Source organism: Delftia sp. PX-1 (assembly GCF_055797465.1).
This window is the reverse complement of record NZ_CP184763.1, coordinates 3,679,534-3,695,435: the sequence shown is the minus strand read 5'-3', so window position 1 is coordinate 3,695,435 and position 15,902 is coordinate 3,679,534. Positions and strand designations below refer to the sequence as shown.

Annotated in this window: 13 protein-coding genes; 12 read left to right on the top strand and 1 reads right to left on the bottom strand. The window is 67.5% G+C overall.

What is annotated here, in order from left to right; translation table 11 throughout:
• Positions 1–55: 55 nt before the first annotated feature.
• The 3 genes from dusA (at position 56) to rsxB (ending at position 3,347) form a co-directional block, all read left to right on the top strand.
• Positions 56–1,066 carry a tRNA dihydrouridine(20/20a) synthase DusA gene (gene dusA / locus ACN20X_RS16960; protein ID WP_080649856.1) on the top strand — a complete coding sequence of 337 codons (1,011 nt, stop codon included), beginning with the start codon at positions 56–58 and terminating at the stop codon, positions 1,064–1,066.
• Between the two features lie 167 nt (positions 1,067–1,233).
• Positions 1,234–2,607: a polyhydroxyalkanoate depolymerase gene (locus ACN20X_RS16955; RefSeq protein ID WP_016445947.1), complete on the top strand. Its 1,374-nt coding sequence runs from the start codon at positions 1,234–1,236 to the stop codon at positions 2,605–2,607.
• Positions 2,608–2,630: 23 nt separating this feature from the next.
• A complete protein-coding gene (rsxB, locus tag ACN20X_RS16950) occupies positions 2,631–3,347 on the top strand; it encodes an electron transport complex subunit RsxB (RefSeq protein WP_016453483.1) in 717 nt (238 codons plus the stop codon).
• A 36-nt stretch (positions 3,348–3,383) separates the two neighbouring features.
• On the opposite strand, the gene ACN20X_RS16945 is transcribed toward rsxB, so the two are convergent.
• On the bottom strand, positions 3,384–4,922 hold the full coding sequence (locus ACN20X_RS16945; protein ID WP_473209637.1) for a methyl-accepting chemotaxis protein: 1,539 nt from the start codon (positions 4,920–4,922) through the stop codon (positions 3,384–3,386).
• Between the two features lie 188 nt (positions 4,923–5,110).
• Here ACN20X_RS16945 and dapC point away from each other — a divergent pair, with 188 nt between their 5' ends.
• The 9 genes from dapC to ACN20X_RS16900 all read left to right on the top strand — a co-directional run bounded on the left by dapC (position 5,111) and on the right by ACN20X_RS16900 (position 15,866).
• On the top strand, positions 5,111–6,316 hold the full coding sequence (gene dapC, locus ACN20X_RS16940; RefSeq protein ID WP_473209636.1) for a succinyldiaminopimelate transaminase: 1,206 nt from the start codon (positions 5,111–5,113) through the stop codon (positions 6,314–6,316).
• Between the two features lie 51 nt (positions 6,317–6,367).
• The gene (gene dapD, locus ACN20X_RS16935) at positions 6,368–7,192 is read left to right on the top strand and encodes a 2,3,4,5-tetrahydropyridine-2,6-dicarboxylate N-succinyltransferase (RefSeq protein ID WP_012205450.1); all 825 of its coding nucleotides are present in this window, start codon (positions 6,368–6,370) and stop codon (positions 7,190–7,192) included.
• Between the two features lie 180 nt (positions 7,193–7,372).
• Positions 7,373–8,542, top strand: a complete 1,170-nt coding sequence (locus ACN20X_RS16930; RefSeq protein WP_016445943.1) for a PilT/PilU family type 4a pilus ATPase — start codon at positions 7,373–7,375, stop codon at positions 8,540–8,542.
• Positions 8,543–8,627: 85 nt separating this feature from the next.
• Positions 8,628–9,788, top strand: coding sequence for a succinyl-diaminopimelate desuccinylase (dapE, locus tag ACN20X_RS16925; RefSeq protein WP_016445942.1), 1,161 nt, complete (start codon positions 8,628–8,630; stop codon positions 9,786–9,788).
• Positions 9,789–9,810: 22 nt separating this feature from the next.
• The gene (gene prmB / locus ACN20X_RS16920) at positions 9,811–10,788 is read left to right on the top strand and encodes a 50S ribosomal protein L3 N(5)-glutamine methyltransferase (protein WP_473209635.1); all 978 of its coding nucleotides are present in this window, start codon (positions 9,811–9,813) and stop codon (positions 10,786–10,788) included.
• A 1-nt stretch (position 10,789) separates the two neighbouring features.
• Complete coding sequence (locus ACN20X_RS16915; RefSeq protein WP_016445940.1) at positions 10,790–11,797, top strand: LysR family transcriptional regulator; 1,008 nt, start codon at positions 10,790–10,792, stop codon at positions 11,795–11,797.
• 175 nt (positions 11,798–11,972) lie between these two features.
• Positions 11,973–13,565 (top strand): AMP-binding protein, encoded by a 1,593-nt coding sequence (locus ACN20X_RS16910; protein ID WP_209671210.1) that lies wholly within the window; start codon positions 11,973–11,975, stop codon positions 13,563–13,565.
• 1 nt (position 13,566) lies between these two features.
• A complete protein-coding gene (locus ACN20X_RS16905; protein ID WP_473209634.1) occupies positions 13,567–14,790 on the top strand; it encodes an acyl-CoA dehydrogenase family protein in 1,224 nt (407 codons plus the stop codon).
• Positions 14,791–14,855: 65 nt separating this feature from the next.
• A complete protein-coding gene (locus ACN20X_RS16900) occupies positions 14,856–15,866 on the top strand; it encodes a tripartite tricarboxylate transporter substrate binding protein (protein WP_016453490.1) in 1,011 nt (336 codons plus the stop codon).
• The last annotated feature ends 36 nt before the right edge of the window (positions 15,867–15,902 follow it).

The following is a 15,902-nucleotide window of genomic DNA, read 5'->3' as shown; positions in this document are numbered from 1 at the left end:
GTTGGATGGCGAAGAACCAGACAACGACGCCAGAGCAAAAAACCCAATCAGATCAATGACAAACGTAGAAAACCAAGCACCTGCCAGCATGTGGCGCATGTCCGTTGCGCCCATGATGGACTGGACTGACAAGCACTGCCGCTACCTGCACCGACTGCTGAGCCGCCATACCCTGCTGTATACCGAGATGGTGACCACGGGCGCACTGCTGCACGGTGATGTGCCACGGCATCTGCGGTTCGAGGCCGAGGAGCATCCGGTGGCGTTGCAGCTCGGCGGCAGCGAGCCGTCGGATCTGGCGCAGGCTGCGCGGTTGGGAGCGCAGTGGGGATATGACGAGATCAATCTGAACTGCGGCTGCCCCAGCGAGCGGGTGCAGCGCGGTGCATTTGGCGCCTGCCTGATGAATGAGGCGCCGCTGGTGGCCGATTGCGTGAAGGCCATGGTGGATGTGGTGGACGTGCCTGTCACGGTGAAGCACCGCATCGGCATCGACAAGGACGAGAGCTACGAATTCGTGCGCGACTTCGTGGGCACGGTGGCCGATGCGGGCTGCCGCGTGTTCATCGTGCATGCCCGCAATGCCTGGCTCAAGGGTCTGTCGCCCAAGGAAAACCGCGAGATCCCGCCGCTGCGCTACGAGATCGTGGCCCGGCTCAAGCAGGATTTTCCGCAGCTGACCATTGCCATCAATGGCGGCATCAAGGCCGACGCCACCGTGCAGGAGCTGCTGCAGCAGGTCGATGGCGTGATGGTGGGGCGTGAGGCCTATCACAACCCCTGGTGGCTGGCCTCGTGGGATGCGCTGTACTACGGCGATGCTGGCGTGGAGCACACGCGCGAGTCCATCGAGGAGCAGATGGTGGCCTACATGGAGCGAGAGGCGCGCACGCACGGCACGCACTGGTATTCGATAGCCCGCCATATGTTGGGGTTGCGCAACGGGCTGGCAGGTGCGCGGCGCTGGCGCCAGGTGTGGAGCAACCACCAGTTCAAGCAATTGCCGCCTTCAGAGGTGATGCGGCTTGCGCGCACCAAACCGGCCGAAGCGGCGCTTGCCGCCTAGCGCGCCGCACTGCATTGCAGGAATGCCGGGGGCTGGGCGGCCGCCAGCTTACAACCATCAGTCAAGCTATCACTTAAGCGACAGCATTAGAGGGGTTTTACTACCAATTTTCTTAGCGTGCTGCTGATATATTGCACTGCAACAAATCCAAACAACCCCTTGTATCCATGCTCTATCAGCTCTACGAAATCCAGCGCGCCATGGTCGAGCCCTTTGCCGATTTCGCGCAGGCTGCAGCCAAGCTCTACAGCAACCCCCACTCGCTGCTGAGCCAGGGTCCGATGTCCCAGCGCATGGCCGCCGGGTTCGACCTGTTCTACCGCCTGGGCAAGGATTACGAAAAGCCCGAGTTCAACCTGCGCAGCGTCGATGTCGGCGGCGTGGACGTGACGATCCGCGAGCGGGTCGAAGTGGACAAGCCGTTTTGCGAGCTGCGCCGCTTCAAGCGCTTCTCCGACGACACCGAGACACTGCAGACCATGCTGAGCCAGCCCGTGGTGCTGATCGTGGCGCCGCTGTCGGGCCACTACGCCACGCTGCTGCGCGATACGGTGCAAAGCATGCTGGGCGACCACAAGGTCTACATCACCGACTGGAAGAACGCCCGCCTGGTGCCGCTGGCCGATGGCGAGTTCCACCTCGACGACTACGTGAACTATGTGCAGGAGTTCATCCGCTACCTGCAGGGCAAGTACGGCCAGTGCCATGTGGTCAGCGTCTGCCAGCCAACGGTGCCGGTGCTGGCTGCCGTGTCGCTGATGGCCAGCCGTGGCGAAACGCCTCCGCTGTCCATGACCATGATGGGCGGCCCCATCGATGCGCGCCGCTCGCCGACCTCGGTGAACAACCTGGCGCAGAACCGCAGCTTCGAGTGGTTCGAGAACAATGTGATCTACCGCGTGCCCGAAGGCTATCCGGGCGTGGGTCGCCGCGTCTACCCCGGCTTCCTGCAGTACTCGGGCTTCGTGGCCATGAACCCGGATCGCCACGCCAAGAGCCACTACGACTACTTCAAGGACCTGATCAAGGGTGACGACGCCAGCGCCGAGCACCACCGCAAGTTCTATGACGAGTACAACGCCGTGCTCGACATGGATGCCGACTACTACCTCGAGACCATCGCCACGGTGTTCCAGGACTACAAGCTGGTCCATGGCACCTGGGAAGTGCGTTCGCCCGAGGACAAGGTTGAACTGGTGCGCCCGCAGGACATCAAGGGCAGCGCCCTGCTGACCATCGAAGGCGAGCTGGACGACATCTCCGGCTCCGGCCAGACGCGGGCTGCGCACGATCTGTGCACGGGCATTGCCGCGGATCAGCGCAGGCACCTTGAAGTGCCGGGCGCGGGACACTATGGGATTTTCAGCGGCCGCCGCTGGCGAGAGATCGTCTATCCGCAGGTGCGCGAATTCATCAGCACTCACCAGCCCGAGAGCGCCACCGCCGCCAGCGCTGCAGGCCATGCCAGCAGCCTGAGCGATGACGCACCGACGGCCGCCGAGCAGCCACGCAAGCGTGGCGCCAAGGTGCAGGCAGGCTGATTCCCGAGCAAGCCCGCCACGCCATGTCCTTCACCGCCATGCTCGCCCGCGACGATCTGGCAGCGCGCATAGACGCCGCGCTGCCGCAGACGCAGTGCACGCGTTGCGGCTACCCCGACTGCGCCAGCTACGCCCAGGCCGTGGCCTCGGGCGAGGCTGGCATCAACCAGTGCCCACCGGGCGGCGCTGCGGGCGTGGAGCGGCTGGCCGCATTGACGGGCCGGCCCGTTGTTGCGCTGAGCGCCGAGCACGGCATGGAAGCCCCGCGCACCGTGGCCGTGATCGACGAGGCCTGGTGCATCGGTTGCACCCTGTGCATCAAGGCCTGCCCCACGGATGCCATCCTGGGGGCCAACAAGTTCATGCACACGGTGATCGCAGCCCACTGCACGGGATGCGAACTGTGCATTCCCGTGTGTCCGGTCGATTGCATCGAACTGCACAATGCCAGCGGCCCGGCCACAGGCTGGTCTGCCTGGAGCCCCCAGCAGGCCGAGCATGCGCGCCAGCGCTATGTGCTGCACCGCGAGCGTAAAGTGGAGCGCGAGCGTTTGAGTGCAAGCCGGGCAGCGACGCCTCTTGCGCAGGCAGAGCAGGCAGCAGCCGACGACGCCAGCCCTCAAGCACCCTGCCCCGCACCTCCCGTGGCCGAGAGCAAGCAGGCCACCATCGCCGCCATCCTGGCCCGCGCACGTGCCCAGCGCGCGGGCGGCGGTTCATCGCCGAACGCGTGCCAGTGAAGCCCGCCAGGCGGCAGTCTGCCTTCCACGCCAAGGCTATGCCGCCAGCGCCAGACTCTTGTAGACGCCGCATCCCCAGTACAGCCCGCCATGCTTGCAGACGAAGGAAATCTTGGTCTGCACCTGTTGCGTGGCCGGGTTTCTGAAGTCGTACTCCACCCAGCCTGGGCCGCGCTCGGCCTGGGCAATGATGTCGGCCAGCAGCTGCTCACCCCGCACGCCTGGCAGCTCCTGCACGCGCACGCCCACACGCGCAGGGTTGCCGCCAAAGGCGCGGTAGCTGCCGTCGGCGGCCAGGGCGAAAACGTACATATCGCGGTCATGGAAGGGCTGGCCGGGGTCGTTTACGGCGGCCAGCAGTGCCTCGGTGGCCACTCCGCGCCGCGCCAGGCCCAGGGCCGACTCGACCAGGGCCACGGCCTCCTCCGCCGTGCCCTGCTGCAGCCGAAAGCGCGACACCGCCCCTGACAGCATCTGCGCGCGCTGCTGCAGCGCGCGTGCCTGGTCCAGCGCGTGGCCCACCATCTGCGCGTTGTGCTGGGTGATCTCGTCGATCTGGTGCACGGCGCGGCTGATCTCGGCCAGGCCCGTGCTCTGGCTGCCGGTGGACTGCGACAGCTCTCCCATGTGCTCGGCCACCTGGCGGATGCCTTCGGTCACGCGCTCCATGCCTCGCCCGGCCGTGCGGATCAGTTCGGTGCTGTGCTCCACCTGGGCCAGCGCATCGCCGATCAGGTGGCGGATCTCGCGCGCCGCCTCGGCCGAGCGGCCGGCCAGGGAGCGCACCTCGCTGGCCACCACGGCAAAGCCGCGGCCCTGCTCGCCCGCACGCGCCGCCTCCACGGCAGCGTTCAGCGCCAGGATGTTGGTCTGAAACGCAATGCCGTCGATCACACCGATGATCTCGCGCATGCGGCCGGCGCTGCTTTCAATGGTCTCCACCGACTCCACGGCGCGGCCCATGGCCACCACGCCTTCATCGGCGGCGCCGCGCACGGCGCTGGCCTGGTGATGGACCACGCCCACCACGTCGGCGTTGTGCTGCACGGCGCTGCTGAGCTGCTCCACGCTGACCACGGTCTGGGCCAGGTTGGTGGCCTGCAGTTCGGTGCGATCGGACAGTGCCTGGTGCTCGTTCACCAGTTGTTGCCCGGCCTGCGCCACCAGGGCCGCATTGCTGCGCACATCGGCCACCATGCCCGACAGCGAGGTCACCATGCCGCCCAGCAAGGCCTTGGGCGTCTGGACGTCGCCTGCGCACTCCTGGGAGGCCGCAGCCTCCACGGCCACGCGCTGGCTCAGGTCTCCCTGGGCGATGCCCTGCATGGCCTGCTGCAGCAATTCGCGCTCGCCGATCACCCGCGACCAGAGCCTGTGCATGCCGCCCAGCAGCAACCCGGCCCACAGCAGCAAGGCTGCCCAAACCCAGGGCCCCAGGCCCAGCGAATCGGCCACCAACGCCAGCGCCGGTCCCGCCAATGCCCACACCGTGCATACGAGGAAGCCGGCACCTGGGCCGGATGTATGCTTACGATGCCTGCTTCCATCTTTTTCCATGCCAGCGCCTGCCTGCATAGCTGTCTGCCTCTCTTGTCATTGGTATCTGGAACTCACCGTTTGCGAGGCCCCGCCACACGAGTTGGCATGGCCCCAGTCGAGACCATGCCAGAATAGGTAACAGAATGCAAAAAAGCCAGCGTGCAGACCCGCAGTCCCCTGTGACAACGGCATGCCGAAAGCGCATCAATCCATAATGCGAGCCCATGAATCCCCTGCTCTCCCGACTCCAGCCCTACCCGTTTGAGCGTCTTCGCAAACTGTTCGCCGGGGTCCAGCCACCGGCGGGCGTGCGCCCCATCAGCCTTGGCATCGGAGAGCCCCGCCATGCCACGCCGTCCTTCATCGAACAGGCGCTGAGCGCCGACCTGGGCGGCCTGGCCAAGTACCCGGCCACCGCCGGCGAGCCCGCGCTGCGCGAAGCCTGCGCCCAGTGGGCGCGCCAGCGCTACGGCATTGCGCTGGACGCCGCCGCCCAGGTGCTGCCGGTCAACGGCTCGCGCGAGGCCCTGTTCTCCTTCACCCAGGTCGTGGTGGACGCCAGCCAGGACGGCGCGCGCGTGATCTGCCCCAACCCGTTCTATCAAATCTACGAAGGCGCCACCCTGCTGGCCGGCGCCCAGCCGTACTACGCCCCCAGCGATGCTGCGCGCAATTTCGCGGTGGACTGGGACAGCGTTCGCGCCGACGTGTGGGAAAAGACCCAGCTGATCTTCGTGTGCTCTCCCGGCAACCCCACAGGCGCGGTGATGCCGCTGGCCGAATGGGAAAAGCTGTTTGCGCTGTCCGACCGCCATGGCTTCGTGATTGCCAGCGACGAGTGCTATAGCGAGATCTACTTCGACGGCACGCCTCCGCTGGGCGGACTGGAAGCCGCGCAGCGCCTGGGCCGCACGGACTACAAGAACCTGCTGATGTTCACCAGCCTGTCCAAGCGCAGCAACGTGCCTGGCCTGCGCAGCGGTTTCGTGGCGGGCGATGCGGCCCTGATCAAGGCCTTTTTGCTGTACCGCACCTACCACGGCGGCGCCATGAGCCCCGTGGTGCAGACGGCCAGCATCGCGGCCTGGGCCGACGAGGCCCATGTCGAGGAGAACCGCCGCCTGTACCGCGAAAAGTTCAACCAGGTCACCCCCGTGCTGGCGCGCGTGATGGATGTGCGCCTGCCCGATGCCAGCTTCTACCTGTGGGCCGGCATTCCCGAATCGCTGGGCCTGGACGACGCCGACTTTGCACGCGAGCTGTATGCCGCCACCAGCGTGACCGTGCTGCCCGGCAGCTACCTGGCGCGCGAGGCCAATGGCCGCAACCCCGGCGCCGGGCGCGTGCGCATGGCCCTGGTGGCCGAGACCGCCGAATGCCTGGAGGCGGCCCAGCGCATTGCACAATTCATAGAATCACGCCAGCGCTGAGCCACGCCTGGCCACCCCTTTCCTCACAAACCCTTTGATCACCAAAGCCATATGACGCAACAGCTGCAATCCATCATCGACACCGCCTGGGACAACCGTGCCAGCCTCTCCCCCGCTGCCGCGCCCAAGGAAGTGACCGAGGCCGTGGACCACGTGATCGAAGCCCTGAACAACGGCCAGCTGCGCGTGGCCACGCGCGAAGGCGTGGGCCAGTGGACCGTGCACCAGTGGATCAAGAAGGCCGTGCTGCTGTCCTTCCGCCTCAAGGACAACGTGCTGATGCAGTCCGGCGACCTGAACTTCTTCGACAAGGTGCCCACCAAGTTCGCCGGCATGACCGAAGCCGAGATCGCCGCCACCGGGGTGCGCGTCGTGCCTCCGGCCGTGGCCCGCCGTGGCAGCTTCGTGGCCAAGGGCGCGATCCTGATGCCTTCCTACGTGAACATCGGCGCCTATGTGGACGAAGGCACCATGGTTGACACCTGGGCCACCGTGGGCTCCTGCGCCCAGGTCGGCAAGAACGTGCACCTGTCCGGCGGCGTGGGCCTGGGCGGCGTGCTGGAGCCGCTGCAGGCCAACCCGACCATCATCGAGGACAACTGCTTCATCGGCGCGCGTTCCGAAATCGTCGAAGGCGTGATCGTGGAAGAGAACTCGGTGATCTCCATGGGCGTGTACATCGGCCAGTCCACCCCCATCTATGACCGTGCGACCGGCGAGACCAGCTACGGCCGCGTGCCCGCCGGCTCGGTGGTGGTGTCGGGGAACCTGCCCAAGGACAACGGCCGCTACAGCATGTACGCCGCCATCATCGTCAAGAAGGTCGATGCCAAGACACGCTCCACCACGAGCCTGAACGACCTGCTGCGCGATTGACCTGCATCCGGACCGCGCCAAAGGCGTGGTTGCGGCGCCAAAACATCCCCTGTTCAGGGGATGGACCAAGGCATACTCTCGAGGGCGTCCCCGGCCACCAGGCAGCGGACGCCCGTTTCACGTCAAAAGCGCGTGACAACGATCCAAGAACAGCGACAGCACACGAATTTGGGGGAACACATGGGCACGATGGAGAGGATTTTGCGCCTGATGGGCGAGAAGCAGGCGTCCGACGTCTACCTGGCGGTCAACGCGCCGGCGCTGATCAAGATCAACGGCGAATGCGTCCCCATCAACAACCAGCTGCTGCCGCCCGATGCGCCGCGCAGCCTGCTGGCCGAGATCGTGCCGGCCGAGCGCCTGCAGGAGCTGGACGAGACGGGCGAGCTCAACATGGGCGTGCCGCTGCGCGGCGTGGGGCGTTTCCGCGTCAGCGCCATGCACCAGCGCGGCAGCTGCGCCGTGGTGATCCGCTTCATCGCCCAGCACATCCCGCCCATGGACACGCTGAACCTGCCGCCCGTGCTGGGCGAGCTGATCATGCAAAAGCGCGGCCTGCTGCTGGTCGTGGGCTCCACGGGCTCGGGCAAGAGCACGACGCTGGCCTCGATGATCGACGCGCGCAATGAAAAGCTCACGGGCCACATCCTCACCATCGAGGACCCCATCGAATACCAGTTCCGCAACAAGCGCTCCATCGTCAACCAGCGCGAAGTGGGATCCGACACGGCATCGCTGCAGGTTGCGCTCAAGAATGCGCTGCGCCAGGCGCCCGACGTGATCCTGATCGGCGAGATCCGCGACCGCGAGACCATGTCCTCGGCCATGGGCTTTGCGCAGTCGGGCCATTTGTGCCTTGCCACGCTGCACGCCAACAACAGCTACCACGCGCTCAACCGCATCCTGTCCTTCTTCCCCGAGGAAATCCGGCCGACCATGCTGGGCGAGCTGTCGGCAGCGCTCAAGGGCGTGATCTCCCAGCGCCTGGTGCGCACCGTGGATGGCGGCCGCATGCCGGCCGTCGAGGTGATGCTCAACACCAAGCTGATCGCCGACCTGATCGAGCGCGGCAACTTCTCGGGCGTCAAGGAGGCCATGGAGAAATCCATGGCCGAAGGCTCGCAGACCTTTGAAGAGGCGCTGGCCCAGCTGATCCGCTCGGGCCGCATCGACCGCGCCGAGGGACTGGCCTTTGCCGACTCGCCCACCAACCTGATGTGGCGCCTGGAAAACGACGTGGTCAAGGCCGGCCATGCCGCGCCGTCCAGCCAGTTCGCCGAACTGGCCACGCCCGGCGAGGACGACATGCCCTCGTTCACCGAAATCATGCTGGAAGTCAAGCCGAACTGAACGGCCGGGCCTGCAGCGTTCACAATGTCGGAGCACGCTGGCGCCAGCCAGCCCTCCGACTTTTTTGTTTTTTGACCTTCCCACCATGTCCCGCACCTTGCAACTGACCGAGCAGCTGATCAGCCTGCCCTCCGTCACTCCCGAAGACGCCGGCTGCCTTGAACTCCTGGCCGATGCCCTGCTGCCCATGGGCTTTGCCTGCGAGCGCATCGATAGCGGCCCAGACAGCTTTCGCGTGCGCAATCTCTGGGCCAGGCGCTCCGGCGCAGGCACCGACCGGCCCGTGCTGGTCTTTGCCGGCCATACCGACGTGGTGCCCACCGGCCCGCTGGAGCAGTGGAGCAGCCCGCCCTTCGTGCCCACGCACCGCGACGGCAAGCTGTACGGCCGCGGCGCCAGCGACATGAAGACCTCCATCGCCGCCTTTGTCGTGGCACTGGAGGAGTTCCTGGCCGAGACGCCAACTCCCTCCTTCGACATTGCCCTGCTGCTGACCAGCGACGAGGAAGGCCCTTCGGTGGACGGCACCAAGGTCGTGGTCGAGCTGCTGCGCGAGCGCGGCGAGCGCCTGGACTGGTGCATCGTGGGCGAGCCCACCTCCGTGGACCGCACGGGCGACATGATCAAGAACGGCCGCCGGGGCACCATGAGCGGACGCCTCACCGTCAAGGGCATCCAGGGCCACATCGCCTACCCGCAGCTGGCGCGCAACCCCATCCACCAGGCCCTGCCGGCCCTGGCCGAACTGGCCGCCACGCGATGGGACGAGGGCAACGCCTTCTTCCCGCCCACCAGCTGGCAGATCAGCAACATGCATGGCGGCACGGGCGCATCCAACGTCATCCCCGGCCATGTGACCATCGACTTCAACTTCCGTTTCTGCACCGAGTCCACGGCCGAATCGCTGCAGCAGCGCGTGCACGCCGTGCTGGACCGCCATGGACTGGAGTACGAGCTGGCCTGGACCATCGGCGGCCAGCCCTTCCTGACCACGCCGGGCACGCTGGTGAATGCCGTGCAGGCGGCCATCCGCGCCGAGACCGGCCTGGAGACCGAGCTGTCCACCACGGGCGGCACCAGCGACGGCCGCTTCATCGCCCAGATCTGCAGCCAGGTCGTGGAAGTGGGCCCGCCCAACGCCAGCATCCACAAGATCGACGAGCACATCGTGGTGGCCGACATCGAGCCCCTCAAGAACATTTACCGCCGCACGCTCCAGGAGCTGCAGCGCCAGCAGGCCGCCTGAACGCGCGCCCAAGGAGCCGACGATGACATCCGCCCCCACCCCTGCCAAATTTCCCGCCATCTCGGGCAGCACCATCGCCGACCTCGTGGCCTCGGGCGCCGCAGCGCTCACGGCGGCCGGCGTGGCCTTTGGCCACGGCACGGCCACGGCCGAAGACGAATCGGCCTGGCTCACGCTCTGGAAGCTGGGCCTGCCACTGGACAGCGAACTGGCGCCGGGCGCGCCCGAGTCCCTGGCCAGCCAGCCGGTGAGCGCCGAGCAGCAGGCCGAAGTGGCCGAGCTGTTCGCAGAGCGCATCCGCACACGCAAGCCCGCCGCCTACCTCACGCGCGAGGCCTGGCTGCAGGGCGTGCCCTTCTACGTGGACGAGCGCGCCATCGTGCCGCGCAGCTTCATTGCCGAACTGCTGGCCGACGGCAGCATCGACGGCTGGCTGTCCGACCGCACGCGCCGCGTGCTGGACCTGTGCACGGGCAACGGCAGCCTGGCCTGCCTGGCGGCCATGGCCTGGCCCGAGGTCGAGGTCACGGGCGCCGACATCTCGGCCGACGCGCTGGCCGTGGCCCGCATCAACGTGGACCGCCATGAGCTCGCCGAGCGCGTGCAACTGCTGGAGAGCGACGGCCTGGCCGCCCTGCCCGGCCCCTGGGACCTGGTGCTGTGCAACCCGCCCTATGTGAATGCCGACAGCATGTCGCGTCTGCCTGCCGAATACCAGGCCGAGCCCGAGCTGGCGCTGGCCGGTGGTGCCGACGGCATGGACTTCATCCGCCGCCTGCTGCAGGACCTGCCCTCGCGCCTGGCCAAGGAAGGCGTGGTCGTGCTGGAAATCGGCAATGAAAAGGACTTCTTCGAAGCCGCCTTCCCCGACCTGCCCGTGTTCTGGCTGGACACCAGCTCGGGCGACGAGCAGGTGCTGCTGATCACCCAGGAGGCACTGCGCGCCTGGACCGAAGGCGATATCGAGGCCCTGCGCCCCACCTACCGCCCCCTGGGCTGAGATGGACCTGCGGGCGCTGCGCTACTTCATCGCCGTGCTGGAGGCTGGCAGCCTCTCGCGCGCCGCGCACTCGCTGTACGTGGCCCAGCCCGCGCTCACGGCGCAGATCAAGAAGCTGGAAGGCGAGCTGGGTGCGCAACTGCTGGAGCGCAGCCACGCCGGCGTGACCCCCACCCCGGCCGGCGCCCAGCTATACGAGGACGCCCGCCGCCTGCTGTCCGACGCCGATGCCATGCGCGAGCGCATACAGCGCCTGCCCCAGGGCCCCGAAGGCTCGGTCACCATCGCCCTGCCTTTTTTGCTGACCAGCCTGCTGGCAGGCCCCCTGATTGCCAGCCTGCGCCACAGCCACCCGCGCATACGCATCTTCGTGCTCGACGACCTGAGCCTGATGGTGCAAAAGGCCATGCTGGACCGGCGCGCCGACTTGGCCATTCTTGTGGACACGGCCAGCCTGCATGACCTGCAGGTGCAGCCCATGGCCGAGGAATCCATCTACGTCTGCGGCCAGGATGGCGATGGCAGCGTGGCCCCGCTGCTGCGCCCGGCGCCGGACGGCGGCCTGCCGCACATGGACTTTGCCCATGCCTGCCAGCTGCCGCTGGTGCTGCAATCGCGCCGCTTTTCCATCCGCCAGACCGTGGAGGCCGCCGCCGATGCGCGGGAGCTGCGGTTGAACATCGTCCACGAACACGATTCCGCGCGCGTCATCCGCTCGCTCTACCACTGCGGCGCGGGCTTCACCTTCACGCCCGCCTGCTCGCTGAGCGATGCGCCCGCCTGGCTGCGCGAGGGCGCCAAGGCGGCGCCCACGGGCCTCCAGCCTGGCTGGATCGTGGCCCAGGTCGCGGCGCCCGCGCTGCTGCGCCGCTACTTCCTGGCCGTGCAGGCCAACCGCGGCGGTGACCCGGCACTGCAGGTGGTCCGGCAGGCACTGCTGGACCAGGCCCGGCAACTGATCACGGCGGGCCTCTGGCAGGCGCGCTGGCAGCATCCGCAGCAGATGTGATGCAGCAGCCCAGCGCAGCAGCCCGATGGTCATCAGCAAAAACGGCAAGGGTTGGTCTGGACATCAATTTTTCTGATGCAACTGAATCACTAATCGGTATTTCCCCGGCCCGGTCCTCTTCTGCAACAGTGCATGGCACGCCGCGCAAAACGCGCGGCTTCAGCCAAGGAATGCCATGCACGAGACATCCCGGCCCACCGCAGGCCACCCCCATTCCCTCCCCATACCCAATGTCGGCGAACTCGTCGCACGCAGCTGCAGGGCCCATGCCGAGCAACCTGCGGTGACCAGCGCCACGCGCAGCATCAGCTACGCAGAGCTTGAGCAGCGCTCCAACCGCCTGGCGAACGCCCTGCTTGCCCAGGGGCTGGCCCGCGGCGACCGCGTGGGCATCTACCTGCCCAATTGCGTGGAAATCGTGGAGATCGAGATCGCCTGCTACAAGGCCGGGCTCATCAAGGCGCCCTTCAACGCACGCCTGTCTCCACGCGAAGTAGGCGATATCGCGGCCAACAGCGATGCTTCCATCATCGTGACCACGGCCGCGCGCGCCGAGGCCTTCAAGCCGCACCTGCAGTCTGCCGACGTGCGCCTGCTGCTGCTGGACGGCCCTGCCGACAGCAACTACGAAGCGCTGCTCGCCCGCGCCAGCGACCGCTTCCAGCCCGTGGACGTGCACGAGCACGAGGTGGCCGTGCTGCACTACACCTCGGGCTCGTCGGGCGTGCTCAAGGCCGCCATGCAGACCTTCGGCAACCGCCTGGCCCAGCTGCGCAAATTCCTGATGCGCGGCGAGGGCATGCAGGCCGGCCATGTGCTGGGACTGGTGGGGCCGGTCACCCACGCCTCGGGCATGCAGATGGTGCCGGCGCTGTGCACGGGCGCCACCATCCACCTGTTCTCGGGCTTCGAGCCGGGCGCCTTCATGGCCGAGATGCAGGCGCGGCGCGTCACCCATACCTTCATGGTGCCCACCATGATCAACATGCTGCTGGCCGAGATCGGCGGCCGCTACCGCCCGCTGCCCGACCTGCAACGCCTGGGCTACGGCGCAGCGCCCATGGCGCCCGCGCGCATCCTGCAGGCCATGGACGTGTTCGGCCCCATCCTGTCCCAGGGCTACGGCGCGGGCGAGACCACCTCCGGCGTCTGCGGCCTGACGGTGCAGGACCACCTGCAGGCGCGCGCGTCGCGGCCCGAGCGGCTGGCATCCTGCGGCCGGCCCTTCCTGGAATCCCTGGTGGAGGTGGTGGACGACGAAGGCCGCCGCGTGCCCGAGGGCGAGATCGGCGAGATCGTGGTCAGCGGCGCCGATGTCTTCGCAGGCTACTGGCGCGCGCCCGAGCTGACGGCCGAGGTGCTCAAAAACGGCCGCTACCACACGGGCGACCTGGCCCGCATGGACGAGCAGGGCTTTGTCTACATCGTGGACCGCAAGAAGGACATGGTCATCAGCGGCGGCTTCAACGTCTATCCGTCCGAGGTGGAGTCCGTGCTCTACGAACACGCCTCGGTGGCCGATGCCTGCGTGTTCGCCATCCCCGACGACAAATGGGGCGAGGCCGTGGCCGCCCACATCGTGCTCAAGCCCGGCCTGGCCGGCGACAGTGCCGCGCTGGACCGCTTCTGCGCCGAGCGCCTGGGCGGCTTCAAGCGCCCGCGCCACATCGAATTCGTGCAGCAACTGCCCAAGAACCCCAACGGCAAGGTCATGCGCCGCGCCGTGCAGGCGCCCTACTGGGCCAACCACGCCCGCAAGGTGAACTGAGATGAACGCCAAAGACACACTCCCCACCGCCAACGCTGCCCTGCTGGAAATGCCCTTTGAAGGCTCCGAGCGCGCAGCCGGCCTGATCGACGCGCTCAACGCCTTCATCCACGGCGAACTGGCCGACCTCGCCCGCGCGCATGGTGTGGACCATGAAAACAGCGCCTCCACCGATTTGCTGCGCCAGGTCTGGAAGCTGTCGCATGCGCGCGGCTTCTACGGCATGACCCTGCCCGAGGCCATGGGCGGCGCCGGCCTGTCCGTGCTCGACCAGGTGCTGGTCAAGGAGGCCATCTACGCCACGGGATCGCCCTTCGCGCCCCATGTGCTGGGCGAACTCAGCGGCCCGCCGCGCATAGGCGCGCTGATCCGCAAGGCCACGCCCTTGCAGATGGAGCAGTTCATCCTGCCCGTGGCACGCGCCGAAAAGTCCATCTGCTTTGCGCTGACCGAGGCGGCGGCCGGCTCGGACGCGGGCGCGCTGGAGACGCGCGCCGTGCTGGAAGGCGACCATTACATGCTCCACGGCCGCAAGCGCTTCATCTCGGGCTCGCCGTTTGCCGACTTCGCCGTGCTCATGGCCTCGACCGCGCCCGAGGGCAGCCCGCAGCGCGAGATCAGCGCCTTCTTCGTGGACCTGCATGCACCGGGTGTGCAGGTGGTCAGCGGCTACAAGACCATGGCCGGTCAATCGAGCACGGGAGACATCGTGCTCGACGGCTGCCGCGTGCCCGCTGCCCAGTTGATCGGCGAGCCGGGCCGGGGCCTGGCCCTGGCGCTGGGCCGCATCACCGTCAACCGCCTGCTGCACTGCCCGGCCATGATGGGGCTGGCGCAGGTGGCGCTGCGCGATGCGCGTGACTATGCGCTGGGGCGCCAGCAATTCGGCCGCAGCATTGCCCAGTTCCAGTCCATACAGCACATGCTGGCCGACATGGCCACCGAATGGATGGCCGCGCGCGCGCTGATGGTGCAGACGGCCCGCGCCATAGACGCCAGCATCGACGCGCGCGCCCAGGCCTCGATGAGCAAGCTGTTCTGCTCGGAGACGGCGTTTCGCATCGCCGACCGCGCCGTGCAGATCCATGGCGGCGAAGGCATCGTCCAGGGCCGGCGCGTGGAATTCCTGTTCCGCATGCTGCGCATGTACCGCGTGCTCACGGGCACCAGCGAGATACAGCGCAACACCATCGCCAAGGAGCTGCTGGAGCGGGCCGGCGCCTGAGGCTGGCCGGCAGCCCCAGCACTCCCCCAGCAAACAGAAAAGACAAAAGACCAGGAGACAAAGCCATGCCACACATCACCAGCAGCGGCCAGGACCGCCGCCAATTCCTGCGGGCTGCAGGCGCCGCATCGCTTGCGGCAGGCCTGCCCTGGGCCGCCACAGCCTCAGCGCACGACAGCGCCTGGCCCACGCGCCCCATCAAATGGGTGGTGCCCTACCTGGCCGGCACCAGCCCCGACACGGCCGCGCGCATCGTGGCCGAGGCGCTGTCGGCCCAGCTGGGCCAGCCCGTGGTGATAGACAACCGCGCCGGCGCGGGCGGCAACATCGGCGCCCGCCAGGTGGCCAAGGCGCCGGCGGACGGCTACACCCTGCTGTACTCGGGCTCGCCCATGGCCGCCGCCATGCGCATGTACAAAAGCCCGGGCTACGACGTGTTCAAGGACTTCCGCCATGTGCTGGGCATGTCGCGCTCGGACATCCTGGTCGTCGTGCATGCCGACTCCGGCATGCGCACGCTGGATGACCTGGCCGCCCGCGCCAAGGCCAGGCCGGGCGCGCTGGACTATGCCTCGGGCGGCGTGGGCACGCCATCGCACCTGGGCGTGGAGATGCTGGCCTCCAGCATGGGCCTGCAGGTCAACCATGTGCCCTACAAGGGCGCGTCCGAGCTGGTCAATGCCGTGCTGGGCCAGCAGGTGGCCTTCGGCGCCCCGCTGTTTTCCGTGGCCTATCCCCAGGTGCTGGCGGGCAGGCTGGTGCCGCTGGCCATTGCCGGCCCCCAGCGCAACGCCAAGTTGCCCCAGGTGCAGACCCTGGCCGAGCTGGGCGTGCCCGACGTCAACCTCACGTCCTGGGGCGGTGTGTCCGTGCCGGCCGCCACGCCCGATGCCATCGTCCAGCGGCTGCGCACGGCGCTGGAGGAGGTGCTCAGGCAGCCCAAGGTCATCGCCTTGCTGGAGCAGGAAGGCGGCAAGGTCGCCATCACCAGCGCCGAAGCCTATGCCAAGGGCTTCGAGCGCGAGATCCAGTTCACCCAGTCCATGATGCAGCGCGTGGGCATACAGCCCATCTAGGGCCTGGTACCAGGGCTTTGCACCGTGGCCGGGCAC

Coding starts and splice junctions, on each gene's coding strand:
- dapC (WP_473209636.1), top strand. CDS start 5,111: ATGAATCCCCTGCTCTCCCGACTCCAGCCCTACCCGTTTGAGCGTCTT.
- rsxB (WP_016453483.1), top strand. CDS start 2,631: ATGTCCTTCACCGCCATGCTCGCCCGCGACGATCTGGCAGCGCGCATA.
- ACN20X_RS16900 (WP_016453490.1), top strand. CDS start 14,856: ATGCCACACATCACCAGCAGCGGCCAGGACCGCCGCCAATTCCTGCGG.
- ACN20X_RS16910 (WP_209671210.1), top strand. CDS start 11,973: ATGCACGAGACATCCCGGCCCACCGCAGGCCACCCCCATTCCCTCCCC.
- dapD (WP_012205450.1), top strand. CDS start 6,368: ATGACGCAACAGCTGCAATCCATCATCGACACCGCCTGGGACAACCGT.
- ACN20X_RS16955 (WP_016445947.1), top strand. CDS start 1,234: ATGCTCTATCAGCTCTACGAAATCCAGCGCGCCATGGTCGAGCCCTTT.
- ACN20X_RS16945 (WP_473209637.1), bottom strand. CDS start 4,922: ATGCAGGCAGGCGCTGGCATGGAAAAAGATGGAAGCAGGCATCGTAAG.
- ACN20X_RS16905 (WP_473209634.1), top strand. CDS start 13,567: ATGAACGCCAAAGACACACTCCCCACCGCCAACGCTGCCCTGCTGGAA.
- dapE (WP_016445942.1), top strand. CDS start 8,628: ATGTCCCGCACCTTGCAACTGACCGAGCAGCTGATCAGCCTGCCCTCC.
- dusA (WP_080649856.1), top strand. CDS start 56: ATGACAAACGTAGAAAACCAAGCACCTGCCAGCATGTGGCGCATGTCC.
- ACN20X_RS16930 (WP_016445943.1), top strand. CDS start 7,373: ATGGGCACGATGGAGAGGATTTTGCGCCTGATGGGCGAGAAGCAGGCG.
- prmB (WP_473209635.1), top strand. CDS start 9,811: ATGACATCCGCCCCCACCCCTGCCAAATTTCCCGCCATCTCGGGCAGC.
- ACN20X_RS16915 (WP_016445940.1), top strand. CDS start 10,790: ATGGACCTGCGGGCGCTGCGCTACTTCATCGCCGTGCTGGAGGCTGGC.